At 68.0% G+C, this 26351-nt stretch carries 27 protein-coding genes; 20 read left to right on the forward strand and 7 right to left on the reverse strand.

The genetic code is table 11. The features are described from left to right. Positions 1 to 55 precede the first annotated feature (55 nt). The gene (locus tag AC1D2F_RS01500; protein ID WP_476966099.1) at positions 56 to 352 is read right to left on the reverse strand and encodes a pentapeptide repeat-containing protein; all 297 of its coding nucleotides are present in this window, start codon (positions 350 to 352) and stop codon (positions 56 to 58) included. Between AC1D2F_RS01500 and AC1D2F_RS01505 the strand changes: the two genes are divergently transcribed. After that, positions 252 to 1082 (forward strand): HAD family hydrolase, encoded by an 831-nt coding sequence (locus AC1D2F_RS01505; protein ID WP_476966100.1) that lies wholly within the window; start codon positions 252 to 254, stop codon positions 1080 to 1082. The genes AC1D2F_RS01500 and AC1D2F_RS01505 overlap by 101 nt on opposite strands. Before the next feature lie 40 nt (positions 1083 to 1122). On the opposite strand, the gene AC1D2F_RS01510 is transcribed toward AC1D2F_RS01505, so the two are convergent. Further along, complete coding sequence (locus AC1D2F_RS01510; RefSeq protein WP_229994109.1) at positions 1123 to 1722, reverse strand: hypothetical protein; 600 nt, start codon at positions 1720 to 1722, stop codon at positions 1123 to 1125. Between the two features lie 189 nt (positions 1723 to 1911). On the opposite strand from AC1D2F_RS01510, the gene AC1D2F_RS01515 reads away from it, so the two are divergent. Beyond that, positions 1912 to 4323 (forward strand): phosphoketolase family protein, encoded by a 2412-nt coding sequence (locus tag AC1D2F_RS01515; RefSeq protein ID WP_364747073.1) that lies wholly within the window; start codon positions 1912 to 1914, stop codon positions 4321 to 4323. A gap of 14 nt (positions 4324 to 4337) precedes the next feature. On the opposite strand, the gene AC1D2F_RS01520 is transcribed toward AC1D2F_RS01515, so the two are convergent. Continuing rightward, positions 4338 to 5090 carry a DUF429 domain-containing protein gene (locus AC1D2F_RS01520; protein WP_476966046.1) on the reverse strand — a complete coding sequence of 251 codons (753 nt, stop codon included), beginning with the start codon at positions 5088 to 5090 and terminating at the stop codon, positions 4338 to 4340. Between the two features lie 100 nt (positions 5091 to 5190). Then, positions 5191 to 5682, reverse strand: coding sequence for an inorganic diphosphatase (locus AC1D2F_RS01525; protein ID WP_018774943.1), 492 nt, complete (start codon positions 5680 to 5682; stop codon positions 5191 to 5193). Between the two features lie 141 nt (positions 5683 to 5823). On the opposite strand from AC1D2F_RS01525, the gene dacB reads away from it, so the two are divergent. From dacB to AC1D2F_RS01600, 15 genes are all read left to right on the forward strand, one after another. Further along, positions 5824 to 7326, forward strand: a complete 1503-nt coding sequence (gene dacB / locus AC1D2F_RS01530) for a D-alanyl-D-alanine carboxypeptidase/D-alanyl-D-alanine endopeptidase (RefSeq protein WP_476966047.1) — start codon at positions 5824 to 5826, stop codon at positions 7324 to 7326. 111 nt (positions 7327 to 7437) lie between these two features. Further along, positions 7438 to 8595 carry a zinc-dependent metalloprotease gene (locus tag AC1D2F_RS01535; protein ID WP_476966048.1) on the forward strand — a complete coding sequence of 386 codons (1158 nt, stop codon included), beginning with the start codon at positions 7438 to 7440 and terminating at the stop codon, positions 8593 to 8595. A 98-nt stretch (positions 8596 to 8693) separates the two neighbouring features. Beyond that, on the forward strand, positions 8694 to 9731 hold the full coding sequence (tilS, locus tag AC1D2F_RS01540) for a tRNA lysidine(34) synthetase TilS (RefSeq protein ID WP_476966101.1): 1038 nt from the start codon (positions 8694 to 8696) through the stop codon (positions 9729 to 9731). A 30-nt stretch (positions 9732 to 9761) separates the two neighbouring features. Further along, positions 9762 to 10313, forward strand: a complete 552-nt coding sequence (gene hpt / locus AC1D2F_RS01545; RefSeq protein WP_091564803.1) for a hypoxanthine phosphoribosyltransferase — start codon at positions 9762 to 9764, stop codon at positions 10311 to 10313. Between the two features lie 201 nt (positions 10314 to 10514). Next, on the forward strand, positions 10515 to 12581 hold the full coding sequence (gene ftsH / locus AC1D2F_RS01550; RefSeq protein ID WP_476966049.1) for an ATP-dependent zinc metalloprotease FtsH: 2067 nt from the start codon (positions 10515 to 10517) through the stop codon (positions 12579 to 12581). Positions 12582 to 12590: 9 nt separating this feature from the next. Then, positions 12591 to 13235, forward strand: coding sequence for a GTP cyclohydrolase I FolE (gene folE / locus AC1D2F_RS01555; RefSeq protein WP_229994114.1), 645 nt, complete (start codon positions 12591 to 12593; stop codon positions 13233 to 13235). Positions 13236 to 13246: 11 nt separating this feature from the next. Beyond that, complete coding sequence (gene folP, locus AC1D2F_RS01560; protein ID WP_229994115.1) at positions 13247 to 14197, forward strand: dihydropteroate synthase; 951 nt, start codon at positions 13247 to 13249, stop codon at positions 14195 to 14197. Between the two features lie 13 nt (positions 14198 to 14210). After that, positions 14211 to 14570, forward strand: coding sequence for a dihydroneopterin aldolase (gene folB / locus AC1D2F_RS01565; protein WP_476966050.1), 360 nt, complete (start codon positions 14211 to 14213; stop codon positions 14568 to 14570). Continuing rightward, positions 14567 to 15136: a 2-amino-4-hydroxy-6-hydroxymethyldihydropteridine diphosphokinase gene (gene folK, locus AC1D2F_RS01570; RefSeq protein ID WP_476966051.1), complete on the forward strand. Its 570-nt coding sequence runs from the start codon at positions 14567 to 14569 to the stop codon at positions 15134 to 15136. Before folB ends, folK begins: the two co-directional genes overlap by 4 nt. After that, on the forward strand, positions 15133 to 15657 hold the full coding sequence (locus tag AC1D2F_RS01575) for a DUF3180 domain-containing protein (protein ID WP_476966052.1): 525 nt from the start codon (positions 15133 to 15135) through the stop codon (positions 15655 to 15657). The genes folK and AC1D2F_RS01575 overlap by 4 nt, the downstream gene beginning before the upstream one ends. After that, positions 15638 to 16150, forward strand: a complete 513-nt coding sequence (locus AC1D2F_RS01580) for a PH domain-containing protein (protein ID WP_229994119.1) — start codon at positions 15638 to 15640, stop codon at positions 16148 to 16150. The genes AC1D2F_RS01575 and AC1D2F_RS01580 overlap by 20 nt, the downstream gene beginning before the upstream one ends. 18 nt (positions 16151 to 16168) lie before the next feature. Then, positions 16169 to 17770, forward strand: a complete 1602-nt coding sequence (locus tag AC1D2F_RS01585; RefSeq protein ID WP_229994120.1) for a PH domain-containing protein — start codon at positions 16169 to 16171, stop codon at positions 17768 to 17770. Continuing rightward, positions 17763 to 18683 carry a Rossmann-like and DUF2520 domain-containing protein gene (locus tag AC1D2F_RS01590; protein WP_364746891.1) on the forward strand — a complete coding sequence of 307 codons (921 nt, stop codon included), beginning with the start codon at positions 17763 to 17765 and terminating at the stop codon, positions 18681 to 18683. Before AC1D2F_RS01585 ends, AC1D2F_RS01590 begins: the two co-directional genes overlap by 8 nt. 1 nt (position 18684) lies before the next feature. Next, entirely contained in the window at positions 18685 to 19587 is a 903-nt protein-coding gene (gene panC / locus AC1D2F_RS01595; protein WP_229994122.1) for a pantoate--beta-alanine ligase, read from the forward strand. A 116-nt stretch (positions 19588 to 19703) separates the two neighbouring features. Continuing rightward, on the forward strand, positions 19704 to 21206 hold the full coding sequence (locus tag AC1D2F_RS01600) for a DHA2 family efflux MFS transporter permease subunit (RefSeq protein WP_476966053.1): 1503 nt from the start codon (positions 19704 to 19706) through the stop codon (positions 21204 to 21206). A gap of 4 nt (positions 21207 to 21210) precedes the next feature. On the opposite strand, the gene AC1D2F_RS01605 is transcribed toward AC1D2F_RS01600, so the two are convergent. The 3 genes from AC1D2F_RS01605 to AC1D2F_RS01615 form a co-directional block, all read right to left on the reverse strand. Beyond that, a complete protein-coding gene (locus AC1D2F_RS01605) occupies positions 21211 to 22044 on the reverse strand; it encodes an alpha/beta fold hydrolase (protein ID WP_229994124.1) in 834 nt (277 codons plus the stop codon). Positions 22045 to 22170: 126 nt separating this feature from the next. Next, positions 22171 to 22797, reverse strand: coding sequence for a thymidine kinase (locus AC1D2F_RS01610; protein ID WP_229994125.1), 627 nt, complete (start codon positions 22795 to 22797; stop codon positions 22171 to 22173). Between the two features lie 46 nt (positions 22798 to 22843). Next, complete coding sequence (locus tag AC1D2F_RS01615; RefSeq protein WP_229994126.1) at positions 22844 to 23794, reverse strand: alpha/beta fold hydrolase; 951 nt, start codon at positions 23792 to 23794, stop codon at positions 22844 to 22846. Positions 23795 to 23869: 75 nt separating this feature from the next. Here AC1D2F_RS01615 and lysS point away from each other — a divergent pair, with 75 nt between their 5' ends. The 3 genes from lysS (at position 23870) to AC1D2F_RS01630 (ending at position 26064) form a co-directional block, all read left to right on the forward strand. Beyond that, positions 23870 to 25402: a lysine--tRNA ligase gene (gene lysS / locus AC1D2F_RS01620; RefSeq protein ID WP_229994127.1), complete on the forward strand. Its 1533-nt coding sequence runs from the start codon at positions 23870 to 23872 to the stop codon at positions 25400 to 25402. 2 nt (positions 25403 to 25404) lie between these two features. Next, a complete protein-coding gene (locus AC1D2F_RS01625; RefSeq protein WP_229994128.1) occupies positions 25405 to 25602 on the forward strand; it encodes a hypothetical protein in 198 nt (65 codons plus the stop codon). 135 nt (positions 25603 to 25737) lie between these two features. Then, complete coding sequence (locus AC1D2F_RS01630; RefSeq protein WP_229994129.1) at positions 25738 to 26064, forward strand: histone-like nucleoid-structuring protein Lsr2; 327 nt, start codon at positions 25738 to 25740, stop codon at positions 26062 to 26064. Positions 26065 to 26351 lie beyond the last annotated feature (287 nt).

Raw genomic sequence — 26351 nt, forward strand, 5'->3', positions numbered from 1 at the left:
GTGGCCGCCGGGTAAACATTCACACTGGGGAGAAGCTGTGGGTGTTTACCACAAGTTAACACGCTGCTGTGGCGTGTGTCCTAGCGGCCGTCGGKGGTGTCTGCTCTACTTGTGAGATGACAACCATGACTGAATCCTCAGTCGCCGGCAACGATGACCGGCGCACCACACACCAGAACACGACAGACAAGAACACGGCAGCCCCGATCACGGCAGCCCCGGTCAAGTCAGCCCCGATCAAGTCAGCCCCGATCAAGTCAGCGCGGGACAGAAGCGCCCGGAACGGCGCCGGCGAAAAGATGCTGATCGCCCTGGACGTCGATGGCACCCTCGTGGACCACGACGGGCACATGTCGGTTCCCGTCCGCGAGGCCGCCCAGGCCGTCGTGGCCGCCGGCCACCACGTCATGATCGCCACCGGCCGCTCCCTCAACGCAACGTTGCCCGTGATCGAACACATCGGGATCGACAACGGCTACGCCGTGTGCTCCAACGGCGGTGTGATCCTGCGCGTCGACTCCGGGCTGCCGGATGGCTATGAAATCCTCCATAAGGCAACATTTGACCCCGGGCCGGTGCTCCGCGCCCTGCGTAAGCGGCTGCCCACTGCCAAGTACGCGCTCGAGGACGCGGACGGCAACTTCCTGTCCACCGAACGCTTCCAGGACGCCAGCTTCGGCGTCGAAGCGGTCGGCGTCGACTTCCAGACCATGCTTGAGGCAACCGCCGTGCGCGTGGTGGTCTTCAGCTCGGAGAACACGCCCGAAGAGTTCAACACCGCGATCCGCCACATCGGGCTCGCCGGCGTGACGTATTCGGTGGGCTGGACGGCGTGGCTGGACATTGCCGCCGCCGGAGTCACAAAGGCCAGCGCGCTGGAACAGCTCCGGGACCGGCTCAGCATTGAAGCCCACCGCACCATCGCCGTCGGGGACGGCCGCAACGACATCGAGATGCTGACCTGGGCGCGCCGTGGCGTGGCCATGGGCCAGGCCCCCGTTGAAGTGATTGCCGCCGCAGATGAAGTGACGAAATCGGTCTACGACGACGGCGCCGCGCACGTGCTTCGCAGCCTCCTCTAGGCATCGCGGGGCGGACGGTTCCCGGAAGGGACCGGGCCGGCTAGCGGACGTCCAGGATGAGGCCCAGGAGCCGTGCCGCGCCCGGCCGGGCCGCGTGCTCTTCGTTCCACTGGGACCGGGCCACGGCTTTGCTCACGGCCTGCGTAGTGATCCCGAGTTCCTCCGCGACTGCCTTCTGCTGACCCCGTACTCCCGGAGTGAGCAGGTCCAGCACCCGCCATTCCGCGTGGCTCCGGTCGTGCACAATGTGGCCCAGGAGGCGCAGGACGGCCTCGGCTTCTGCCGCAATATCGGCCAGCGGTCCCTCCACGGCCACCCGAACGCGGTCCTTGTGGTTCCGGAGGCGATCCACGGCGCGCCTGGCATAGATCAGCCCGTGTCCGGAGGCGTCCTTGATCTGGTTCGGCAGGGGTTCATTGACCGGTCCCACGCCAATGCCGACGTACCAGCTGCCGCTGCGCAGGGCGATCATGGCCGCTTCCACCGCCTGATGCGGACAGTCCACGATCCCCTGTACCTCGTCCTCCACGGAACGGTCGAAATCGAGGCGCGCCGGAATGTGCCGCAGGTCCCTCAGGAGCTGCGGCACGCGGTCGCCGTCGCGCCGGCTGTCGGTTTGATTGATGGTCAGCGTGAACATTCTGGATGACACACTACCTGCTGGCACTTGGGGGGCAAGTCGCCGGCAGCGCCCGTGGACCGGGGTTGTGTCCCGTCCGCCGGACGTGTTGCGATGGACAAAATACGCCGAGGCAGGACCACGGATGCGAGGACCCCAGTGAGCAGTGACATGTCCAGCAGTGACGTGAATGGAAGCACCCGCACTCAAATGCCGGCCGACGGCCCGATTCTGGCCGGCCCGATCCCGGACGGTGCGGCCATGGACCTGGTGGACCGCTGGTGGCGGGCGGCGAACTATGTCTCAGTGGGGCAAATCTACCTCCGGTCCAATCCGCTGCTGCGCGAACCCCTCAGCGCAGAACACACAAAGTCCCGGCTCCTTGGCCACTGGGGGACCACGCCCGGACTGAATTTCGTCTATGCCCACCTGAACCGGGCCATCCGCCGGGACAGCCAGCAAATGCTGTTCGTCGCCGGTCCCGGCCATGGCGGCCCCGCATTGGTGGCCAACGCCTGGCTGGAAGGCACGTATTCGGAGATTTACGGGCACGTCGGCGACGACGAAGCCGGCCTGGCCGAGCTGTTCCGGCAGTTCTCCTACCCGGGAGGCATTCCAAGCCACGCCGCCCCTGAGACCCCCGGCTCGATCAGCGAAGGCGGCGAGCTCGGGTACTCACTCGCACACGCGTACGGGTCCGTCTTCGACAACCCGGAGCTGATCACCGCCGTCGTCATCGGTGACGGCGAGGCCGAGACCGGGCCGCTGGCCGCCAGCTGGCATTCGCACAACTTCCTGGACCCGGCGGCCGACGGCGCGGTGCTGCCCATCCTGCACCTGAATGGCTACAAGATCGCCAACCCCACGATTTTGGCCCGCATGCCAGAAGCCCAGCTGGAACAGCTGCTGCGCGGCTACGGGCACGTCCCCCATTTCGTCACCGTGGCCGATCCGGCGGACACGGCCGCGGCCCACCGGGATTTTGCGGCCGCGCTGGACACCTGCCTGGCCCAGATCCGGACCATCCAGCAGGCCCACCGCAGCGGCCGGACGGCGCAGGACGGCACTGCGCAGGACGGGGCAGCGCAGTGGCCGATGATCGTGCTGCGTTCCCCCAAGGGCTGGACCGGGCCCAAGGAGGTGGACGGGCTGCAGGTGGAGGGAACCTGGCGCAGCCACCAGGTTCCGCTGGGCGGGGTCAGCACCAACCCCGAGCACCTGAGCCAGCTGCAGCAGTGGCTCGAGTCCTACCGGCCCGAGGAACTCTTCGACGGCCGCGGACGGCTGCTGCCGGAGACGGCCAGGAACGCCCCTGCCGGCCCGCTGCGGATGAGCGCAAACCCTCACGCCAACGGCGGGCTGCTGCTGCGTCCGCTCACCCTGCCGGACTACCGCCGGCACGCCGTCGACGTCGCCGAACCCGGCGTCGAGCGGATCAGTCCGATGACGACGCTCGGACCCTGGCTGCGGGACGTTATTGCCCTGAACCCGGACACCTTCCGGCTCTTGGGCCCGGACGAGACCGCATCGAACCGGCTGCAGGCCGTCTACGACGCCACCGACAAGGTCTGGCAGTACAGGATTGATGCGCTGGATGAGCATATTGCCCGCGCCGGGCGGGTGATGGAAGTCCTCAGCGAACACCTCTGCCAGGGCTGGCTCGAGGGGTACCTGCTGACCGGCCGGCACGGGGTGTTCAACTGCTATGAGGCGTTCATCCACATTGTCGATTCGATGTTCAACCAGCACGCCAAGTGGCTCAAGGTCCACCGGCAGCTGCCGTGGCGCCAGCCCGTGGCCTCGCTGAACTACCTGTTGTCCTCCCATGTGTGGCAGCAGGACCATAACGGTTTTTCGCACCAGGACCCCGGTTTCATTGACCACGCCGTCAACAAGAAGGCCGAGATCATCCGGGTCTACCTGCCGCCGGACGCCAACACACTGCTGGCCGTGATGGAGCACTGCCTGGACTCCCGCGACTACATCAACATCGTGGTCAGCGGAAAGCAGCCCTCGCCAACCTGGCTCGGGCCGGACGAGGCCTCGCACCATTGCCGCCGCGGCCTGGGCATCTGGGAGTTCGCCGGCTCCGAAGTCAGCGGTGAGGAGCCCGACGTCGTCCTGGCCTGCGCCGGCGATGTCCCCACAGTCGAAACCGTTGCCGCGGCCGAACTCTTGAAGCAGGGGGCGCCCGGGCTGAAAGTGCGGGTGGTCAACGTGGTGGACCTCATGCGGCTCCAGGACGCCAGCGAGCACCCTCACGGGCTGACGTCCCGGGACTTCGACGGCATTTTCACGGCGGACAAACCGGTGATCTTCGCCTACCACGGCTATCCCGCGCTGATCCACCGGCTCACGTACCGGCGCACCAACCAGGAGGGCCTGCATGTGCGCGGCTACAAGGAGGAAGGCACCACCACGACCCCCTTCGACATGGCCATGCTGAACGGGATCGACCGGTTCCAGCTGGCAATTGACGCGATCGACCGGGTCCCAGGGTTGTCCGAGAAGCACTCGCTGCTGCGCCAGTCCCTGCAGGACAGCCGCATGCGCGCCCGTGACCACACCCGGGAGCACGGCGAGGACCCGGCCGCGATCAGCAACTGGTCGCTGCGAGAGTAGCCCCTCCGTCGGGGCTAGCCCGAGAGCTCTTGCAGCCCGCCCCGGGGGATGTGGATCCAGCCCTCGGTCAGGGCGGCCCGGCGATGTCCGTCATCGGGGTGCAGCGTCCTGCCCAGGGCCACTGCCCGCGCGGTCAGGGAGGCGATGAGGGCGTCGAACATGTCATCGGAGGCGGCCAGCCGGTCATCATGTCCGGCCAGGTCCAGCCACGGTGCGGCCGTCGACAGCGCGTCCAGGGCCACTGCCAGCCGCTCCGTTTCCGGTGCGCCCCGCCCCTTGTAGCCGCGGGTCGGCAGGCCCCACAATTTCAGCGAAGCCGCCGGGTACACCTCGGCGAGCCGGCCGCTGCCGTCCCTGGCCTGCACCCCGAATTCCCGGGCGATCTTTGCCTGGATGACGGCACAACGCATCGCCGGGTGGGCCAGCCGGTCAGCGGAGACGCTGAGCGGGATCAGGCCCGTTTGGCCGGTGACGAACCTGTCTGTGTCCCGGTAGGCCAGCAGCCGGCGGCCTTCGATCCCGTCATGGTCCAGCACCGGATGGGCGTCGAAGTTCAGGTGCCCGGCGATAAAGGGAAGAAACGCGTCCGGCCAGCCCAGGGGGCAGTCGATTCCCGTCATGTCGCTGGTGCCGAAGAGCCGGAGGATCTCCTCGTCGCCAACGTCCAGGGACAGTTGCGCCAGGCGTGCCGCGCCGTCGGCCCATTCGATGACCGCCACCGCCGTTTTCTTCTCGGCGGCAGCGAGGTCGACGCCGAGGGTCCTCACCGTTGCGCCGTCAGTAAATAAAGAAACGCGGGGTCACTTGCCGCCCGGTCCGGAGGTCCGGATGGGCGGCAAGTAACCCCGCGTTGGAGCGCAGAAACGGTCAGTGGCCGGCTGCCGGAACGTAGCGCTTGATGGACGCAGCCAGTTCGGCTTCGGCGGCGGCGCGGTCGCCCCAACCTTCGGCCTTGACCCACTTGCCCGGCTCCAGGTCCTTGTAGCGGGTAAAGAAGTGCTCGATTTCCTTGATCAGGAACTCGCTGACATCGCTGATCTCTTTGATGTGGTCGAACCGGGCATCGGTCGGGACGCACAGGACCTTGGCGTCCCCGCCGCCGTCGTCGGTCATGTTGAAAACGCCGATCGGGCGGGACTCGACGATCACGCCGGGGTAAAGGTCGAAGTCCTGCAGGAGCACCAGTGCGTCCAGCGGATCTCCATCCTCACCCAGGGTGTTCTCGAAGAAACCGTAGTGGGTGGGGTACTGCATCGACGTGAACAGGACGCGGTCCAGGCGGACGCGGCCGGTCTCGTGGTCGACTTCGTACTTGACGCGCGATCCCTTGGGGATCTCGATGGTCACGTCATGCTTCATGGAATGCTCCTTGACGAATTCAGGGGTGCGCGGCACGTGCATAAGGGCTGTCGGTGCCGCCGACTACTATTGAGGATATAGCGAGAGGCGCTGGTTTCAGGAACTAGTGGGGACATTTCAGGACTAAGGACCAGCAGCAGCATGAAACCGAGAACCAGCCGCGCGGGCACCGAACAGGCGGCCGGCAGGATTCGCGGGATCCCCGTACTGCTGCTCCAGACCCTCCTGGTGGTAGCGGTGGCACTGCCCGCCGGCATCGCCATCGCCCCGGCATTCCTCGGCCCTGACCGGCCCTTCGGCGCCTCGCAGGCAGCCCCGCCCTGGCAGCAGATCCCCGCCACGCTGAGCGCCCCCGGCAGCGGTGCCGCTGGAATCGGGCCCCTCAGCGATAACGCGCCAGTCCCAGCCGGCGCTGCCCTCGCGGCGCAGCTCAACGGGACGCTAAAGCCCGACGGCGCCGGCTCCTTCACCGGGATCGTCCAGGATGCCACCACGGGGCAGGTGCTCTTTGACCGCGCGGCCGACGAGGCCCGCATTCCGGCGTCGAACATGAAGCTCCTCACAGCGGGCGCGGCCCTGCGCGTCCTGGGCCCGGACCGCCGCTTCAGCACCCGGGTGGTGGCCGGGCCAACCCCCGGCTCGGTRGTCCTGACCGGCGGGGGCGACGTCCTCCTGGGCGCCGGAGAATCCGCCCCCGCGGCCGTTCTGGGCCGTGCCGGGCTCGCGACGCTCGCCGACGCGACGGTCGAGGCCCTCCAGGCCGGCGGCGTGACCGGCGCCGTGAGCGTCCTGCTGGATGACTCCCTCTTCACCGGCCCGTCGCTCAGCCAGGCATGGAACCCCGAGGACGTGGCCGCCGGCGAGATGGCCCCGCTGTACCCGCTGGCCCTGAACTCCGCCAGGTTCGATCCCGCCAAGACCACCGGACCCCGCCCGCAGGACGCCGCCATGACCGCCGCCGAGGCGTTCGCCGCCCGGCTCACGGCGGCCGCGGCGGCCGCGGGGCTGTCCGTGGCCCCCGGGGTCGCCCGGATCGGCGCCGGCGCACCGGACAGCGCATACGACAGCGCACACGCCAAGGTCCTGGCCGAGGTCCAGTCCGCCACGGTGGGGCAGCAGGTGGACTTCATGCTGCAGACCTCGGACAACTATCTCGCCGAGGTGATGGGACGGATGACCGCCCTCGGCGCCGGCCGGCCCGGCAGCAGCGACGACGCCATTGCCGCCGTGCTGGCGCAGGTCCGGGATATGGGCGTTCCCACGGACGCCCTCCGGGCCGCGGACGTCTCCGGCCTGGCCCTGGCCAACAGGGTCTCGGCCCGGCAGCTCACGGACGTGGTCCGGGCCATGACCTCGGGGACAGACGCCCGGCTGCGCGCCGCCCTCACCGGGTTCCCGGTAGCCGGTCTCACCGGCACGCTGGGGGACCGGTACACGGACGCGGCTTCGGCCGCGGGCGCCGGGCTGGTCCGCGCCAAGACGGGCACGCTGAACACGGTCATTGCGCTCAGCGGCTACGTCGTCGACGCCGACGGCCGGCTTCTGGTCTTTTCGTTCGTCGGCAACGGGCTGACCCCGGGCGCCGCGAACAAGGCCGCGCTGGACCGCTCCGCCGCTGTCCTCGCCGGCTGCGGCTGCCGCTGACAGTCGGCGGCCCGGCTGGACCCCGGTGCCCGCCCGTGACTTGGGCCGGCTGGTTCGCCGGTCAGCGAAAATTAAGGCGGATTGTCGGGCCTCTGTGTTCTGATGGATCCCATGGAGCCCTCTGCACGCGAGACATCAAGCAAGCCATCACCAAGGACGCCGAGTGGGACATCAAGCGAGGTCCAGGCCCAAGATCTCATCAACTGGGAGCTCGCCGCGTCCACGGCGGCCCGCCTGACCCCGGCGGGCCCTGTTTTGAGCGCTGCCGAGATCGGCGCCGCCGTCGAGAACCTGCGGCTCATGGCGGACATTTCCGTGCCGCACGTCCACGACATCACCGGCCTTGACGCCGCCCGGGACCTGCGCGACTCCGAGGTCCTCGTGGTGGACAGGGCCTCATGGGCCAAGGCCAACACGCAAAGCTTCGCCGTCATGCTCAAGCCCGCCATGCAAAAGCTGCTGGAGGGCCGCGGATCCCTCAGCCCCGGAGCTGCCGGCGTCAGCGCGGCCATCACCGGCAGCCAGCTCGGCGCCATCCTGGCCTTCCTTTCCAGCAAAGTCCTGGGCCAGTACGATCCCTTCTCCGCGTTGGCCGAAAACTCCACGGCCCCCGCATCCGGGCGCCTGCTGCTTGTCGCTCCGAACATCATCTCCGTGGAACGCGAATTGAACGTCGAGCCCGCGGACTTCCGGCTCTGGGTCTGCCTCCATGAACAGACGCACCGGGTGCAGTTTGCCGCCGCCCCGTGGCTGCGGCACCACATGCTCCAAGAGATCGAAAACCTGAGCGGGCTGTTGCTGGGCAACGTCGATTCCCTGATGGAACGGGCCTCCGCCGCCGCGAAGTCGCTGAAGGACCGCGCGGCACCCGGCGCCGCGCCCGGACGTGGCGCCATCCTGGACCTGCTCCAGAACCCGGAGGAAAAGGCGGCCCTGTCCCGCCTGACGGCTCTCATGAGCCTGCTCGAGGGCCACGCCACTGTTGTCATGGACGCCGTGGACGCCAGCATCGTCCCCTCGGTGAAGACCATCCGGCAGCGTTTCAATGCCCGCGGCCAGGACCGCGGCATGATCGAGAAGTTCATCCGCAACCTGCTCGGCCTCGACGCCAAGATGCGCCAGTACACTGACGGCGCCAAGTTCGTCCGGGAAGTGGTGGACGCCGCCGGCATGGCAGGCTTCAACAAGGTCTGGGAGTCCGCTGAGCATCTCCCCAGCGAACCCGAGATCCACGACTCCAAGCTCTGGCTCGACCGGATGGGCCTCTAACCGTCATGACTGCCCGCAACGGGGCCGGTTCGACCTCAGTTTCCAGCGGACGACGCCGGCCCGGCCGCCTCGCGCCGGTGGTCGGCACGGCGCGAAAAATGCTGCAGGACGCCCTTGCCGGGGCCGGCTACCCCGAGCGCGTCCTGGTCGCCTGCAGCGGCGGGCCGGACTCGCTCGCTCTCGCCGCCGTCGCCGCCTACTTCGCCCGCCGCGGTCACGTGGACGGCCGCCCTGTGTCCATTGGCGCCGTCGTCGTGGACCACCAGCTGCAGCCGGGCTCGGCCGGGGTCGCCGCCACCGCCGCCCGGACCCTTGAGGACCTCGGGCTCTCTCCCGTGCAGATCCGGACTGTCGACGTCGCATCCACCGGCGTGGGCCCCGAAGCGGCAGCCCGGGACGCCCGCCACGCGGCCCTCGAGGCCGCCGCGGATGAGGCGGGTGCAGGCGCGATCCTGCTCGGCCACACCCTCGATGACCAGGCCGAGCAAGTGCTGCTCGGCCTGGCGCGGGGGTCGGGCACCCGGTCCCTCGCCGGGATGCGACCTTCCCGGGGCAGGTTGCTGCGCCCGTTCCTGGGCCTGCGGCGTGCGGACACCCTTGAGATCTGCCGGGTGGAGGCCCTGGTGCCCTGGCACGACCCGTCCAACACGGACCCGGTGTACGCGCGCTCCCGGACCCGGGTTGAAGTGCTGCCCCTGCTTGAGGACAAGCTCGGCCCCGGCGTCGCCGAATCGCTCGCCCGCACGGCCGCGATCCTCCAGCTGGACGCCGATTACCTGGAGGACGTGGCGAACGACACCTTCGACCGGCTGCGCGAGCAGACCGGGGAGGAGATCAGCCTCCCGGAAGCTGAGCTGCGCGATCTTGCCCCGGCCGTGAGGTTCCGGGTGATCGCCAAGGCCGCCGCCGCCGTCGGAGGCCAGCAGCCCAGCTACCAGCGCCTGCTCGCAGCGGAAGCACTCTTGCGCCGGCAGGGATCAGCCGGTCCGGTGGAGCTTCCCGGTGCGGTCAGCGTCTACCGGCTCTCGCTCGCGCAGCTCCTTGCTGCGGAGCCGTCCGGTGCCTCCGGTGTTCCCCGCGAAGCCGCCCGCTGTGGGAAGCTTGTATTCCGGCCTCAACAGCCGCCCCGAAATTAGTCGCACCCCGCATCTACACAGGAGCCATTGGTGGATTCAAACGACGTCCAGGCAGACCTCAAACACGTTCTCTACACCAAGGAACAGATCCAGGAACGGATCACCGAACTCGCGGCGCAGATCGACAAGGACTACGCGGGCCGTGACCTCCTGATCGTCGGCGTGCTCAAGGGCGCCGTCATGGTCATGGCGGACCTGGCCCGTGCACTGCACAGCCACGTCTCCATGGACTGGATGGCCGTCTCCTCGTACGGCTCCGGCACGCAGTCCTCAGGCGTGGTCCGCATCCTGAAGGACCTCGACACCGATCTGATGGGCAAGGACGTCCTGATCGTCGAGGACATCATCGATTCCGGCCTCACACTGTCCTGGCTCAAGACGAACCTGGAATCCCGCGGCACGGCGTCGGTGGAAATTTGCACCGCGTTCCGCAAGCCGACGGCCGCCAAGGTCAAGATCGACGTCAAGTATGTCGGCTACGACATTCCCAACGAATTCGTCGTGGGCTATGGCCTGGATTACGCCGAGAAGTACCGCAACCTGGACTTCGTTGGCACCCTGGCCCCGCACGTCTACGAGTAAATCGTTCGTGCAGAGGCACCCCTCCGCCCGGCGCCCGGGTGCCGGGGAGGCCCGGCCCCGCTACGCCCACAGGGAACTTTTGCACTCCGCCGTGCGTGAGTTAGTGCGACGGTGTATAGCTAGAACCTGACGCAGCACCACACGCGCGCAGAACGGTCGCCGTGCAGCACTACCAGGAGGGACGGGGCCAGCCCCGAACAGATGAAAGCTAAGAGTTTCTTCAAGGGCCCCGGCATCTGGATTGTCGTCGTGGTGGCCATGCTGCTGCTGGCATTTGCCACCCTGGCACCGGGCGGCGCGAGCCGGATCGACACCGACAAAGGCCTTGAACTGCTGACGGCCGGCGGCAAGGTTGAACAGGCCAAGATTTTCGACGCCGAGAACCGTGTGGACCTGGTCCTTAAGGACAACCTGCAGGTCGACGGGCAGGACAAGGGCAAGAACGTCCAGTTCTACTTCGTAAACGCCCGGGCCCAGGACGTCGTCAAGGCGGTCACGGACTCTAAACCGTCGGGCGGCTTCACGGACCAGCCGCTCGAAAACAACTGGTTCTCCGGGCTCTTCTCCCTGCTGGTGCCCGTGCTGTTGCTCGGCGTCCTGTTCTGGTTCCTGCTCTCCCGGATGCAGGGCGGCGGGTCCAAGGTCATGCAGTTTGGCAAGTCCAAGGCCAAGCTCGTCAACAAGGACATGCCCCAGGTGACCTTCAGCGATGTCGCCGGCGCCGATGAGGCCGTCGAGGAACTCGAGGAGATCAAGGAATTCCTGCAGGAGCCGGCCAAGTTCCAGGCCGTCGGCGCCAAGATCCCCAAGGGCGTGCTGCTCTACGGCCCTCCGGGCACCGGCAAGACCCTCCTGGCCCGCGCGGTTGCCGGCGAGGCCGGCGTTCCCTTCTTCTCCATCTCCGGCTCCGACTTCGTGGAAATGTTCGTCGGTGTGGGCGCCTCCCGCGTCCGCGACCTCTTCGAGCAGGCCAAGTCCAACGCGCCGGCAATCATCTTCGTCGATGAGATCGACGCCGTCGGCCGGCACCGCGGCGCAGGAATCGGCGGCGGCAACGACGAGCGCGAGCAGACCCTGAACCAGCTGCTGGTGGAAATGGACGGCTTCGACGTCAAGACCAACGTCATCCTGATTGCCGCCACCAACCGCCCCGACGTCCTGGACCCCGCACTGCTGCGTCYGGGCCGCTTCGACCGGCAGATCTCGGTCGAGGCCCCCGATTTGATCGGCCGCGACCAGATCCTGCAGGTGCACGCCAAGGGCAAGCCGATGGCTGCCGGCGTCGACCTCAAGGCTGTTGCCAAGAAGACCCCCGGCTACACCGGCGCGGATCTGGCCAACGTCCTGAACGAGGCCGCCCTGCTGACGGCCCGCTCCAACGCCAACCTGATCGATGACCGCGCCCTCGACGAGGCGATCGACCGCGTCATGGCAGGCCCGCAGAAGCGCAGCCGGGTCATGAAGGAACACGAACGCAAGGTCACCGCGTACCACGAAGGCGGCCACGCCCTCGTGGCGGCTGCCCTGCGGAACTCCGCCCCGGTCACCAAGATCACCATCCTGCCCCGCGGCCGTGCCCTCGGCTACACCATGGTGGTCCCGGAAAACGACAAGTACTCCATCACCCGCAACGAGCTGCTCGATCAGATGGCCTACGCCATGGGCGGCCGCGTCGCCGAGGAACTCGTCTTCCACGATCCGTCCACGGGTGCCTCCAATGACATCGAGAAGGCCACCGGAATCGCCCGGAAGATGGTCACCGAGTTCGGCATGAGTGAAAGGGTCGGGTCGGTGCGCCTCGGCCAGGGCGGCGGCGAGCCGTTCCTGGGCCGCGACGCAGGCCACGAGCGCAACTACTCGGACCAGATCGCCTACATCGTCGACGAAGAGGTGCGCCGCCTGATCGACGGCGCGCATGATGAGGCTTACGCCATCCTGACCGAGAACCGGGACGTCCTGGACGAACTGGCGCTGGAACTGCTCGAACGCGAGACGCTGAACCAGGCCGAAATCGCGCAAGTTTTCACCAACATCCGCAAGCGCGACTTCCGCGACGTCTGGCTCTCCAAGGAGACCCGCACGCTCCAGTCCGCCGGCCCGGTGGAGTCGCGCCGCGAAAAGGCGGAGCGTGAAGCGCAGGAGGAAGCTACGCAGGCCCGGCTCGAAGAGCCCCTGGATGCCCAGCCCCCGCATGCCCAGGGCGTGTCCGGACAGGAGTCCTTCCAGGGCGGTGCAACGGATATCGGGACTGATGGTCATCCCGGCTAGGCTTCTTCTGTGACTTCTAACTTCGACGACGACGTTCCCGCCCCCGCTGCTGCTTCGGCGGGGGACGGGGAAACCCCACATTCACGGTCCAAGGTGGACCGCCCCAGGATCGAAGCCGCCGTGCGGGAAATCCTGCTGGCCATCGGCGAGGACCCGGATCGCGGCGGTCTCCTGGACACCCCGAAGCGGGTGGCCAAGGCCTATACGGAAATGTTTGCCGGCCTGCACCACGACCCCTCCGAGATCCTGGCCACCACCTTCGACCTCGACCACGAGGAACTCGTGCTGGTCAAGGACATCCCGTTCTACTCCACATGCGAGCACCACCTGGTGCCGTTCCACGGGGTGGCGCATGTGGGCTACATCCCGTCTCATGACGGCAAGGTTACGGGCCTGAGCAAGCTGGCCCGGCTCGTGGACATGTTCGCCAAGCGCCCGCAGGTACAGGAACGCCTGACCACCCAGATCGTCGAGGCCCTCGTCACGCACCTCAAACCGCGCGGCGCGATCGTCGTCGTCGAATGTGAACACCTGTGCATGTCCATGCGGGGAATCCGCAAGCCCGGCGCCAAGACCGTCACCAGCGCAGTGCGCGGGCAACTGCATGACCCGGCCACCCGTGCCGAAGCCATGAGCCTCATACTCGGAAGGTAAGAACACAGACTATGGACTCCCTAGCTGCAGCCCCGGGGACCGGGCCCGCCACCTCGCCCCTGCCCATCCTGCGCAAACCGCGCCCGGCGGCGAAGTTCCAGGACCTGCCCGCGGACCGGACACTCGTGATGGGAATCCTCAACGTCACCCCCGACTCCTTCAGCGACGGCGGAGCGCACGCGACCCCGGACACGGCGATCGCGGCGGGACTGCGGATGTTCTACGCCGGGGCGGACATCATCGACGTCGGCGGCGAATCCACCCGCCCGGGTGCCACGGCAGTCGGCGTTGACGAGGAACAGCGCCGGGTCCTGCCGGTCATCGAGGCCCTGGTCAAGGCAGGCGCCCTCGTCAGCATCGACACCACCCACGCCGTGACGGCGGCTGCGGCCCTGAAAGCCGGCGCCGCGATCATCAACGACGTCTCGGGCCTGACTATGGAGCCTGAAATGGCGGAACTGGCCGCCCGCACCAAGGTCCCCTACATCCTGACGCACCGCCGCGGCGACGCCAGCACCATGAACTCCCTGACGGACTACCGTGACGTCGCCGGCGAAGTGGTGACGGAACTCGCCGGTGTCCGCGAAAAGCTCTACGCCGCCGGCGTCACGCCGGAGCAGATCATTGTGGACCCGGGACTGGGCTTCGCCAAGAACGAGGTCCAGAACTGGGAGCTCCTGCAGCACCTGGATGTGCTGCAGGCCATGGGTCACAAGGTCCTCGTCGCCGGCTCACGCAAGCGCTTCCTCGGCAGCCTCCTGACCGTCGCCGGCAAGGCCGCCCAGCCCGTTGAACGCGACGCCGCGACCGCCGCCGTGACCGCCATCAGCGCCTTCCGCGGCGCCTGGGCCGTACGCGTGCACGACGTCGGCGCGAGCCTCGACGCCGTCAAGGTCGCCGCCCGCATGGCACCCCCGACGCCCCCGGCAACGGCTGGTTCCGCCGACGCCGGCACCAACTGATCCGGCCGGCGCCATGGACCAGATCACGCTGAGCGGCGTCACCGCCGTCGGCCATCACGGTGTGTTCGATTTCGAGCGCCGCGACGGCCAGCCGTTCGTCGTTGACGCGGTGCTGCACCTGGACTTCAGCAAGGCCGCGACTTCCGACGACGTCCTGGACACGGCGCATTACGGCGAAGTGGCCAATTGCATTCGGGACTGGATCACGGGTGTTCCGCTGAACCTGATCGAGGCCCTCGCCGTGCGGATTGCCGAGGACGTGCTGCAGAAATTTCCGGTGGCCGCTGTGGACATCACCGTGCACAAGCCCAAGGCCCCAATCGAAGTCGACTTCGGCGACGTTTCCGTCAGCGTGCACCGGAGGCGGCCGTGAGCCCGCTCTACACCCGCGCCGTGATCGCGCTCGGCAGCAATCTGGGGGAGCGCAGCGACACGCTCTCTGCCGCCGTCGCGGACCTCGTCGACCCGCCGGAGGTGCGCCTGCTGGCCATCTCGCCGATCGTCCAGACGAAGGCCGTGGGTGGCCCGCCCGACCAGCCTGACTTCCTGAACATGGTGATTGCCGTCGAGACGTCCCTGCCGCCGCGCGCCCTGCTGGAGCACTGCCACGCCGTGGAGCAGAAGCATTTGCGTGTGCGCGAGGTCCGGTGGGGGCCGCGGACCCTGGACGTGGACATCATCACCTACGGGGACGTGGTGAGCTCCGACCCGGAGCTCACCCTGCCCCACCCCCGGGCCGCGGAACGGGCGTTCGTGCTCTACCCGTGGTCGTTGATCGATTCCGCGGCGGAGCTCAACGGCGAACGCGTGGGCGACCTCGCCGCGAAAGCCGCCGATTTCGGCGACCTCGCCACGTTTGACGGCTTCCAGAGCACCGCTGGCGCGGACATCGCAGCCACAGGGCGCTCCGGCGTGTCCGGCGCGGCGGAGCGGCCGTGAAGCTGACCAGCCCCTTGCTCCTGCTGGCCATTTGCGTGGTCCTGGCCGTGGCCGGCTGGTTCGCCACCATGCTCTCGGGCCGCTACGGCCTGGCCTCCCCGGTGCTGCCGCTGACGGGGCTGCTGACCATGGGCGTGATCGTGGCCCTCACCCTGGTGCTGGGCATCCGCGTGCTCCGGTGGCGCAACGGCAAGAAGAAGAAAATCCTCAACCCCATCCTGGCGGCCTGGACCCTGGTCCTCGCCCAGGCCTGCGCCTATACCGGCACGGTCCTGCTGGGCTGGCACGCGGGAATTGTGCTGGAGCAACTGCGGCTGTGGAACCTGCGCAGCAACCAGGACCTCACCTGGCAGGCCCTGGCAATGGCCGGCGGCGGGCTGATCATGGTGATCGTGGGGCTCGTCGTCGAGCGGTTCTGCCGGATTCCGCCCGAGGACGGCGAGGCCGAATCCCGGCCCGGCGTGCAGGGAAAGCGCAGCAAGCCCTCGGCGGAAGGCGAATATGCGTACCGAAGCGATTGATCCCCCGGGCATCGACTGGCTCAGGGTGTCCCCGAAGTACGTCACGGTGCGCCTCGCCGGGTGGGCGCTGGGAAACCTGATCGCGGTGTCCCTGCTGTCGCTTCCCCTGGTCCTGGTGCTTGCCGGCGCGTGGACCTGGCCGCCGGTCTGGCTGGGCATCGCCATTCCCGCCGCCTGGCTGCTTCTGGCGTTGTGGCGGCTCGTGCTGATTCCCCGGCAGGTGCGCTCGATCGGCTACGCCGAGCGGGAGGACGACCTCCTGATCCGGCGGGGCATCTTCTTCCAGCGCACCCTCGTGGTCCCTTACGGGCGGATGCAGTACGTGGACATCTCGGTGGGCCCGGTCGAGCGTCCGCTGGGCCTGTGCACCCTGAAATTGCACACCGCCGCAGCCGCGACCAGCGCCGAGATTCCCGGCCTGCCCGCCAGCGAAGGGGCCAGGCTCCGCGAACAGCTGTCCGCCCGCGGCGAAGCCCGGCTGGCCGGGCTGTGACGGGAAGAGCGTGACGGGATGGCGCTGACACCGCAGGGCGCCGGACCCGCCGGCGACGGAATCGCCGCCGGAACGGCAGACGCCGGCGGACCCGCCGACGACGTCTGGCTGCGCGTGCACCCGGCGTCCCCCTTTGTCCGCGGCTGGGTGGCGCTGGCCGCACTGTTGTTCTTTTTTGGACGTGACAGTTTCGAACGTCTCCTTCAGGGTGGCCCGCTCTTTGACGAGCGGTTGGCCGGACGGGCGCCGTGGCTGCTGGCCGGCGGCGGCATCCTGCTGCTGCTGACTGTCTTCGGTTACGTCCTGAGCTGGTACTTCACCCGCTACCAGGTCGCAGGCGGCTACGTGCGCGTCAACACTGGTTTCCTCTTCAAGCAGCAGCGGCAGGCCAGGCTGGACCGGGTGCAGGCAATCGACGTCGTGCAGCCCCTGCTGGCACGGATCTTCGGACTCGCTGAACTGAGGTTCGAAGTCGCCGACGCCGGCGAATCCGCCGTGCGCCTGGCGTACCTGCGCGCGGACGAGGCCCGACAGCTCCGCGCGACAATCCTGGCCCGCGCCTCAGGCGCCTCAGGCACCTCCGGCGGGTCGCTGTCGCCGTCGCCGGAGCCGGGACAGCCCGAGACCGCCGCCGTGGAGGCCCCGGAACGAGTGGTGTTGACCGTGCCGCCGCCACGCCTGATGGGCTCGCTGCTCCTGAGCGAACAAAGCGTCGTGATCCTGGCCGGCGGCATCGCCTCAGTGCTGCTTTCCGCCGTCACCGAAAACCGGAGCTTCGCGGTCTTCCTGATCCCTGCCGCGATCGGACTCGTGGCCTCCTATTGGTCCTCGTTCAACAAGGGCTACAACTTCACCGCCGCCGTTTCCCCGGACGGCATCCGGCTGCGCTACGGCCTGCTGGACACACAGGCGCAGACCGTGCCGCCGGGCAGGATCCAGGCGCTGAAGGTCAGCCAGCCGCCGCTGTGGCGGCTGTTCGGCTGGTACCGGATCCAGGTCAATGTGGCCGGTTACGGCCTGGCCGCCAGCGCCGGCGAAGGATCAGCCCGGACCACGCTGCTTCCGGTGGGATCCCTCGCCGACGTCCTGGAAATCCTCGCCCTGGTGCTCCCGGATCCAGGCACTCCGGATCCGCTGGGCGTGTTCACCGCAGGGATCACCGGCCTCGCGGACGCCGCCGGGACGCCAGGCAGCGGAGGCGGGCAGGACACCGACGGCGGCTTCGTGACCAGCCCGCGCCGGGCCCGGTTCCTGGCACCGCTGGGCTGGCGGCGCAACGGCTTCACGGCAACGGAGACCGCCCTGCTCCTGAGATCGGGGCGGTGGTGGCGGAACCTCGTGGTGGTGCCGCATCAGCGCACCCAGTCCATGGCCCTGCAGCAGGGCCCGCTCGCCCGCAGATTCCGCGTGGCGGACCTGGTCCTGCACACCACGGCAGGTCCGGTGGCCCCGCGGCTCATCCAGGCCGGCCTCGACGAAGCCCGGGCCCTGCTCGATGCCCAGTCGTCCCGTGCCCGCGCCGCGCGCAAGCGCCAGAAGAGCGAGCACTGGATGGAGCCGGCGGCCAAGCCGGCCGCACCACCCGCAGACGACCCCCAGGAAGGCCCGCATCATGGCTAAACCAGGACGCCTCGGCGTCGGAATCATTGGCGCCGGGAAGGTCGGTGCCGTCCTGGGGGCGGCGCTGCGCGGAGCCGAGCACGCTGTCATCGGGGCGTCCGCCGTTTCGGACGCCAGCCGGGAACGCGTCGAAACACTCCTGCCCGGCGTCCCGATCCTGGACGTGCAGGACATCGTGGAGCGCGCCGAGCTGGTCCTGCTCGCCGTCCCTGACGATGCCCTGGGCCCGCTCGTGAACGGCCTGGCCAAGCTCGGCGCCTGGCAACCCGGCCAGCTCGTGGCGCACACCTCCGGGCGCTTCGGCGTCGGGATCCTGCACCCGGTCCGTGCCGCCGGCGCCGTGCCGCTCGCGCTGCACCCGGCCATGACGTTCACGGGCATGAGCCTGGACCTCACGAGGCTCCTGGACTGCACCTTTGGCGTCACGGCCGACGCCGCGATGCTGCCGATCGCCCAGGCACTCGTCGTCGAAATGGGCGCCGAGCCCGTCGCGATCGCCGAGGCCGACCGCGTCCTCTACCACGCTGCCCTCGCGCACGGCTCGAACCACCTGGTCACGCTCGTGGCGCAGGCCTCGCAACTGCTCCGCGACGTCGGCGTCGAGGCCCCGGACCGGATGCTGGGCCCGCTGCTGCGCGCCACCCTCGAGAACGCCCTCGCCTCCGGCGAATCGGCCCTGACCGGGCCCGTAGCCCGCGGCGACACCGGCACGGTTGCCGCGCACGCCGGCGCCCTCCGCGAATACGACGGCGGGGCCGCCGGCGATATTCTTGAGGCGTACCTGGCCATGGCCCGGGCGACAGCCCGCCGGGCAGGAAGCCGCGGACTCCTGAAGCCGGAACAAATCGACGGCATCGAACAGGCGCTCGGCGGCCCCGACCAGAACGGGACGCACGCCCCGGAAGGACCCTGACATGGCAATCCAACTCGTGACCACGGCCGCCCAGCTCCGCGCCGGAAGCGCCCGGCTGCTGGCGCAGAAAGGTGGCACGTCCCAGGGGCTCGTGCCGACCATGGGCGCACTGCATGAGGGGCATGCCCAGCTGGCCCGGACAGCCGTCGCCCAGAACGACGTCGTGGTGGCCAGCATCTTCGTCAACCCGCTGCAGTTTGGCGAGGCCACGGATCTGGAACGCTACCCCCGGGCGCTCGATGCCGACCTCGCGCTGCTCGACGCCGAGGGCGTGGACCTGGCGTTCGCGCCCGGCGTCGAGGAGGTCTACCCCGGCGGGGCACCCCTGGTACGGATCACGGCGGGACCCCTGGGGGAAAAATGGGAGGGCGCGTCCCGGCCCGGCCACTTCGACGGCGCGCTGACCGTCGTCGCGAAACTGCTCCACTATGGCTTCCCGGGGACCGGCCTGCCCGGCGGCGGACAGCCGGCCTACCGCGCCTATTTCGGCCAGAAGGACGCGCAGCAGCTGGCGCTCGTCCAGCGCATGGTGGCGGACCTGAATTTCCCTGTGGAGATCGTGCCCGTGCCCATCGTGCGCTCGGCCGACGGCCTGGCACTGTCCAGCCGCAACCGCTTCCTCTCCGAGGACCAGCGCGAGGCCGCCCTGGTGCTCTCCCGCGCGTTGCGGCTCATCGGGGAGCGCGCCAACGCGCATGAGCCGCTGGACATCGAATCCGCGCAGGACCTGGTCCGGTCCCAGCCGCTCGTGGAACTGGACTACTTCGAAGTGGTGGATCCGCGCACCCTCGAGCCCCTTGCGGAAAACTGCAGGGACACCCCGTTCCGCGGCGAGGGGCTGGCGATCATCGCCGCCAAGGTCGGTCCCGTCCGCCTCATCGACAACGCGCCCCTGAACTCCTGACACATACCCCACATTGGTTTTCCGGCGACGGGAATGCCCCCGGGGCCTAGACTGTTGGAATCTGCAGCAGCGCCGACGCTCACCGGACCCACACCCAACTCCCTGAGGGAATTCCCATGTCAACAGACATCTCTTCCAACGCCGCCGGCGATCCCGCACGGGGCGCTGCCCCGGCCCTCGCAGCGCCTGCCGCGTCTGCAGCAGCGACGACGGCGCCAACCGCGCCGGCGAAGATGTCCCGGGAGTCCGTCACCATCATCGTCACGCTGCTGGTGGCCACCTTCGTGGTGATCCTCAACGAAACCATCATGAACGTGGCCCTGCAGCGGCTGATGGTGGACCTGAACATCGATGCGCCCACCGTGCAGTGGCTCTCCACCGGCTTCATGCTCACCATGGCTGTCGTCATTCCCACCACCGGGTTCATCCTGCAGCGCCTGAGCACCCGTGCCGTCTTCATGCTGGCCATGGGACTCTTTTCCGGCGGCACACTGCTGGCCGCCCTCGCGCCGGGCTTCGAAGTCCTGCTGCTGGCCCGCATCGTCCAGGCCGGCGGCACCGCCATCATGCTGCCGCTCCTGATGACCACCATCCTCACACTCGTGCCGCTGGAACGCCGCGGCGCCGTCATGGGAAACGTCAGCATCGCCATCTCGGTAGCGCCGGCCCTGGGCCCCACGGTTTCCGGCCTGATCCTCCAGCACTTTTCCTGGCGGTTCATGTTCGTCTTCGTGCTGCCGATTGCCCTCGCCGCGCTGGCCATCGGGGCCAAGTATTTGACCAACATCGGCAAAACCGAAAAAACGCGGTTGGACGCCCTTTCGGTGGTGCTAACGGTCCCGGCCTTCGGCGGCCTCGTCTACGGCCTGAGCCAGATCGGCGGCGGCCAGGCCGGATCCCGTACCCCGGCGGTGCTGTCGCTGGCCGTCGGCGTGGTGGCCCTGGCGGTGTTCGTCCTGCGCCAGCTGAAGCTGCAGAAAACCGACGGACCCCTGCTGGACCTGCGCGCCTTCACTTTCCGGATGTTCACGGTGTCCGTGCTGCTGCTGGTTGTGGCCATGATCGCGTTGTTCGGCGCCGTGATTCTGCTGCCGTTGTACCTGCAGGAGATCCGCGGCCTGACCTCACTTGAGACCGGCCTGGTGCTGCTGCCCGGCGGCCTCGCCATGGGCCTGCTGGGGCCCTTCATCGGCCGCGTTTTCGACAAGATCGGGCCCCTGCCGCTGACAGTGACGGGGTCGATCATGATGGTGCTGTCCCTCTGGCAGTTCTCCATGCTGGACGCCGCGTCGCCGGTGGGGTGGATCATTGCCCTGCATGTGGCACTGAGCCTGGGCCTGGCGCTGCTGTTCACCCCCGCCTTCACGACCGGCCTGAACCCGCTGCCGCCGCACCTGTATTCACACGGGTCGGCCGTCATGAGCACGCTGCAGCAGGTGGCAGGCGCGGCCGGCACGGCGCTCCTGGTCTCGATCTATGCCTTCGTGTCCGAAGCCTCGGGCATGGTTGCCGGCATGCATGCGGCCTTCCTGACCGCGGCCGTCATAGCGGTCGCCGCCGTCGTGCTGTCCACTATGATGCGCAAGACCGAAGGCGCGCCGCACCCGGCCGCCCACTAGAGGCTCAGCCCGCGTAAAACGCGCTGAGCTCTGCGATCAGTTTGTCCGGCGCCTTGTTGACACCGTCGTGGCCCATGCCCGGCAGGATCGTATAGCTGGAACCGGAGAGGACGTCGTGGATCTGGGCACAGGCCACGCCGAAGTATGCCGGGCTCTTCTCGCCCACGATGATCAGCGTCTCCAGCGGCAGTTCCAGGAACGGTTCGGCCGGCATGTCCGCGGCGATGATCGCCTTAATCTCGCGGACACCGGTCTGCATCAGGTCGCGCAGCTGCTTGCCCATCGGAGTGCCCGCCGAAAGCTTGTTCGCCAGCGTCAGCATGGACAGCGGCATCCGGGACAGGGCGCTGCCGGTCTCCAAGCCCCTGAGCAGGACGGCGAGGGCCCGGTCGTCGTCGCCAGCTGCGGTCGCCCGCTCGTATTCGGGCGTCCAGTCCGCCGTCACGCTGTGGTTGACGGACACGGCGGGGTCGTACACGGCGAGCCGTTCCACCGGCAGGGTGCGGGCCGCGTGCAGGGCCACCGCCCCGCCGAAGCTATGGCCGAAGACGTCGGTGCTGGCCGTGTGCTTCATGACGGCGTCGAGATCGTGGATGTCCACGTCCAGGGTGTAGTCCTCCGGCTGCGGGGAGGAGGAGCCGCGGCCGCGACGGTTGAAGGTGTGCACCGGCCGGCCCAGTGACGCGCTGAGTTTCTGCGCGAAGCGCGTGTAGTCGGCGGCCGTCACCATCGAGGCCGGCACGACGACGATGCCCGAACCCGCCGAGGCGAGCTCGGCGCCCGTGCTGAAAAGCTCGATTGTTCCGCCGTCGGGGGTTCTGATGTTCTCGCGGGTCATGCTCCGAGCCTAGCCGAGGCCGCGCCCCAGTGCAGTAAGCCGCAACTCAGTAGGCCGCAGTGCAGTAAGCCGCAGTTCAGTAGGCCGCAGTTCAATTGGGTACAGCATTGCGCCGGCGCGCTGGCGCTAGTTGCCCAGGCGGCCGCCGGAGACCTCGAGGTAGCAGGCGCCGCAGAGCGACTCGTACCAGACGTCCTGGCCGTCAATCGCAACCTGGTTTCCGTCGAAGACCACCTGGTCCCCGATCCGGCGGGTGTTGAAGATGGCCTTCCGTCCGCAGCGGCAGATGGTCTTGAGCTCTTCGAGGGTGTGCGCAATCTCCAGGAGCCGAAGGGAACCGGGGAACGCGCGGGTCCGGAAGTCGGTTCGGATGCCGTAGGCAAGGACGGGGACGTTGTCCAGGACCGCGATGCGGAAAAGATCGTCCACCTGCTCCGGTTCGAGGAACTGGGCCTCGTCAACCAGCAGGCAGGCCACCGGCGGGGTGTCCACGTGCTGCAGCAGGGCGTCGGGATCGTCCCCGTGGGCCTGGGCGGTGAAGAGCTCGCGGGCCGACGCGCCGGCGGGGATCAGGAAGTCCACCGAACGGGTCATGCCCAGGCGGGACACGACGTCGGAGTCGCCTTTGGTGTCCACGTCCGGCTTGGCCAGCAGAACGTGCTGCCCGCGTTCCTCATAATTGAACGCCGCCTGCAGCAGCCCCGTAGATTTGCCGGAGTTCATGGCGCCGTAGCGGAAGTAGAGCTTGGCCAAGGGGGTCCTTTCGAAAGGGTCGCCCACCGATTGTAAGGCGCACCCGTCAGTGGCCCAGCTTGAGCCGCCGCCTGGGCGCCGGGAGGGGCCGCAGGTGTCCTTCGCCGGCAAGGAGGAAACGCGCAGTTGCCCGGGGCAGTCGGATCCCGGGCCGGAGCGGGCTTTCATGGAGCTGCCCTGGCAACACGGCAAATTCAAAGGAAGGGACGGCGGCGGCAAGTTGCCGGCCGGTCTCGGTAAAGTACTCCGGGCTCCAGCCGCCGCTGAGCAGCAGCGTGGGGGTGGTCACGGCTGCGAAGTCGTCCAGTTCGGCGTCGGCGTCGAGCACCGCCCGCATCTCCGCGACGGCGGTGGGCAGCAGTTTGCGCATCTCGGCGCCCATGTTGGTCCGGGCGGAGAGGATGCTGAGCATCCGCAGCGCGCCCAGCGGGAGCTTGGATACCGGTCCGCCCACCTCAATGCCCTGGACCAGATGCGCCCAGGCCTCGTCGAGTTCCCCGGCAGCAACTGAACGCTCCAGTTCGGGCCGCCAGCGGTGGGTGAGGTTTCCGGAGAGGGACACGGCCGCGTCATAGGTCACCATCCTGCGGATCGGCACCGTCCGTGCCGCCTGCAGGGCCACGAAGCCGCCGTAGCTGTGCGCCACCACGTCGCTCGATCCCGTTTCCCGCATCACCGCCGCCAGATCACCGACCTCCGTGGCCACCGAGTAACCGGCCGGTTGCGGGGAGGACCCGGCGCGCCCGCGCCGGTTGTAGCAGTGCACGGGGCGGCCCAACAGGCGGCTGATCTTCCGCGCGAACGGGCGGTACAGCGCGGCGGTGATCATGGTGCCGTGCACGACGACGATGCCTGGCGCGGGCGGCCGTCCGGGCGTCGAACCTGGCGCGGGTCCCGGGGCGGGTGCTGGCGCCGGAGCCGGGCCGGCAGCCGGACGGAAGGAGTGCAGCTCGAGGTGCCCCTCGCCGTCGTCGGTGCTGATCCTCCGCGTCTCCACAGCCTGAGTCTATTCCGCCGTGGCCATAGCCGGGCGGAACCCGCCCCGGTGGAATCCCCGGTAAACTTGGGGATTGTGACTTCCCAAAACACCCCCGCCCCGAACACCGCCGCCGAGCCGCACGATGCCAGCGAGCAGACCCGCATCCGCATGGAGAAGCGCGCCAAGCTGATTGAACGCGGCGTCGAGGCTTATCCGGTGGGTGTCGAACGCACACACTCGCTCACGGAAATCCGGGAGAAATACGCCTACCTCCAGGCCGATGAAACCACCGGCGACGTCGTCGGCGTGACCGGCCGCATTGTCTTCATCCGCAATACGGGCAAGCTGTGTTTCGCCACCCTCCAGGAGGGCGGAGTGGACGGGAAGGCTGTGCGGCTGCAGGTCATGCTGAGCCTGGCCAACATCGGTGAGGAGGCGCTCGCGGAGTGGAAGTCCCTCGTGGACCTCGGCGACCACGTCTTCATCAAGGGCGAGGTCATCTCCTCGCGCCGCGGCGAGCTGTCCGTCATGGCGGATTCCTGGACCATGGCTTCGAAAGCGCTGCGCCCGCTGCCCGTGCTGCACGCCGGGCTTAACGAAGAAACGCGCGTCCGCCAGCGCTACGTGGACCTCATTGTCCGCGACGAAGCCCGCGAGATGGTCTACACCCGCGCCGCGATCACCCGTTCCATCCGCGAAACCCTGCACCGCCAGGGCTACGTCGAGGTCGAAACCCCCATGCTGCAGCTGGTTCACGGCGGCGCCACGGCCCGTCCCTTCGAGACGCACATGAACGCCTTCGACCAGAAGATGACGCTGCGCATCGCTACCGAGCTCTACCTCAAGCGCACGGTGGTCGGCGGGATCGACCGCGTCTATGACATGGGCAGGGTCTTCCGCAACGAAGGCGTGGACTCCACGCACAGTCCCGAGTTCACCACTTTGGAGTCCTACGAGGCGTGGGCGGACCAGTTCGTCATGGCGGACCGGATCAAGGAGATCATCCTGGACGCCGCCGACGCCGCCGGTGTGGGCCGCGTGCTGCAGACCGAAGCCGGGGAGATCAACCTCGACGGTGACTGGACCTGGCTGGCCGTCTACCCGGGACTGTCCGAATTCGTGGGCCAGGAAGTAACCCCGGACACCACGGTTGCCGAACTGCTGGAACTGGCCGCCAAGCACGACGTCAAGGTCGACGCCGGCTGGGAAGCCGAGAAGCTCGTCGTCGAACTCTTCGGCGAACTGGTGGAGCCCACTTTGCTCAACCCCACGTTCGTTTACAACTATCCGCCGTCCGCCCAGCCGCTGGCCCGCCAGCACCGCGAAGACGGCCGCCTGATCGAGGCCTGGGACCTCATCATCGGCGGCATGGAGCGGGGCACGGCGTTCTCCGAACTGATCGACCCGGTGATCCAGCGCGAACGCCTCACCGAACAGTCCCGCCGGTCCGCCGCGGGCGACGTGGAGGCTATGCAGCTGGATGAAGACTTCCTCCGTGCGCTCGAGTACGGCGCGCCGCCCATGGGCGGGATCGGCCTGGGCATCGACCGCCTCGTGATGCTCTTCACCGGCGCCGGCATCCGCGAAACGATCCTCTTCCCCCTGTTGAAGCCTGAAGGACACTGAGCATGGACTATATCGCCGTATTGCTGCCCCCCATCGTGGTGGGCCTGCTTTTCTGGTTTGCCATGAAATCCATATTCAATGCCGACAAATCAGAGCGGCAGGCAGAAGCCCGCGCCCATGCCGAAGCGGAAACGCGAGCGGTAGCTCAAACCAAGGAGCAGGATTCCGGGCCCTCGGGGGCTAATTACCCGGGAAAGTAATAGTCCCCTATTGCCGCCTGTGGTTTTCCTTTGAACAGAGTTTTGCGCTTTGACTCCCTGCTGTAACGCGGAGGATACTTATTCCAGATACATCCTGCTTTTCTAAACGCTCGATCTTTGGAAAGAGAGTCCTTTATGGCACAGAAAGTAAAAATCATCCTCGTTGATGATCTGGATGGGGGATCCGCGGACGAAACTGTCCGGTTTGGCCTTGACGGCGTGAGCTACGAAATAGACCTGTCGTCAAGCAATGCTTCAGAACTGCGCTCCGCGGTGGAGCGTTTTGTGGTGCACGCACGCAAGACGTCAAGCGGACGCGCCACGCGTACGAAAATTTCCAGCGGACGGAATCAGGACTCTGCCCAGATCCGTCAGTGGGCACGGGACAACGGCTATGCGGTAAACAGCCGCGGACGTATCCAGGCTGAAATTCAGGAAGCGTACCAAAAGGCTAATTCCTAGCCGGGACCGCGCGTCAGGGTGCCGTATCAGGACCCAGTAACAGGTCGCAATCAAGTCCCAATGAAGTCGCAGTCAAATGCCAATGCCCCCGTTATCTGGCGGGGGCATTTGCATGCCGACGGCGGTGCGCCCGTGCGCCCGTGCGCCCGTACCGCACGCCGGCCCGCCGACGGGCCGGGCCGGAACGTCCGGTTGCGCCCGCCGGGAAGGGGCGGAGGGTCCCGCCCGGGACATCCGGTTGCGCCCGCCGGGAAGGCTTCCGGACGGTTCCCGCCCCGTCCGGGGAC

The organism is Arthrobacter sp. P1_B3 (assembly GCF_056406615.1).

Coding starts and splice junctions, on each gene's coding strand:
- AC1D2F_RS01510 (WP_229994109.1), bottom strand. CDS start 1,722: ATGTTCACGCTGACCATCAATCAAACCGACAGCCGGCGCGACGGCGAC.
- AC1D2F_RS01515 (WP_364747073.1), top strand. CDS start 1,912: ATGCCGGCCGACGGCCCGATTCTGGCCGGCCCGATCCCGGACGGTGCG.
- AC1D2F_RS01525 (WP_018774943.1), bottom strand. CDS start 5,682: ATGAAGCATGACGTGACCATCGAGATCCCCAAGGGATCGCGCGTCAAG.
- AC1D2F_RS01535 (WP_476966048.1), top strand. CDS start 7,438: ATGGAGCCCTCTGCACGCGAGACATCAAGCAAGCCATCACCAAGGACG.
- tilS (WP_476966101.1), top strand. CDS start 8,694: ATGCTGCAGGACGCCCTTGCCGGGGCCGGCTACCCCGAGCGCGTCCTG.
- folP (WP_229994115.1), top strand. CDS start 13,247: ATGGACTCCCTAGCTGCAGCCCCGGGGACCGGGCCCGCCACCTCGCCC.
- folB (WP_476966050.1), top strand. CDS start 14,211: ATGGACCAGATCACGCTGAGCGGCGTCACCGCCGTCGGCCATCACGGT.
- AC1D2F_RS01580 (WP_229994119.1), top strand. CDS start 15,638: ATGCGTACCGAAGCGATTGATCCCCCGGGCATCGACTGGCTCAGGGTG.
- AC1D2F_RS01585 (WP_229994120.1), top strand. CDS start 16,169: ATGGCGCTGACACCGCAGGGCGCCGGACCCGCCGGCGACGGAATCGCC.
- AC1D2F_RS01590 (WP_364746891.1), top strand. CDS start 17,763: ATGGCTAAACCAGGACGCCTCGGCGTCGGAATCATTGGCGCCGGGAAG.
- panC (WP_229994122.1), top strand. CDS start 18,685: ATGGCAATCCAACTCGTGACCACGGCCGCCCAGCTCCGCGCCGGAAGC.
- AC1D2F_RS01600 (WP_476966053.1), top strand. CDS start 19,704: ATGTCAACAGACATCTCTTCCAACGCCGCCGGCGATCCCGCACGGGGC.
- AC1D2F_RS01605 (WP_229994124.1), bottom strand. CDS start 22,044: ATGACCCGCGAGAACATCAGAACCCCCGACGGCGGAACAATCGAGCTT.
- AC1D2F_RS01625 (WP_229994128.1), top strand. CDS start 25,405: ATGGACTATATCGCCGTATTGCTGCCCCCCATCGTGGTGGGCCTGCTT.
- AC1D2F_RS01630 (WP_229994129.1), top strand. CDS start 25,738: ATGGCACAGAAAGTAAAAATCATCCTCGTTGATGATCTGGATGGGGGA.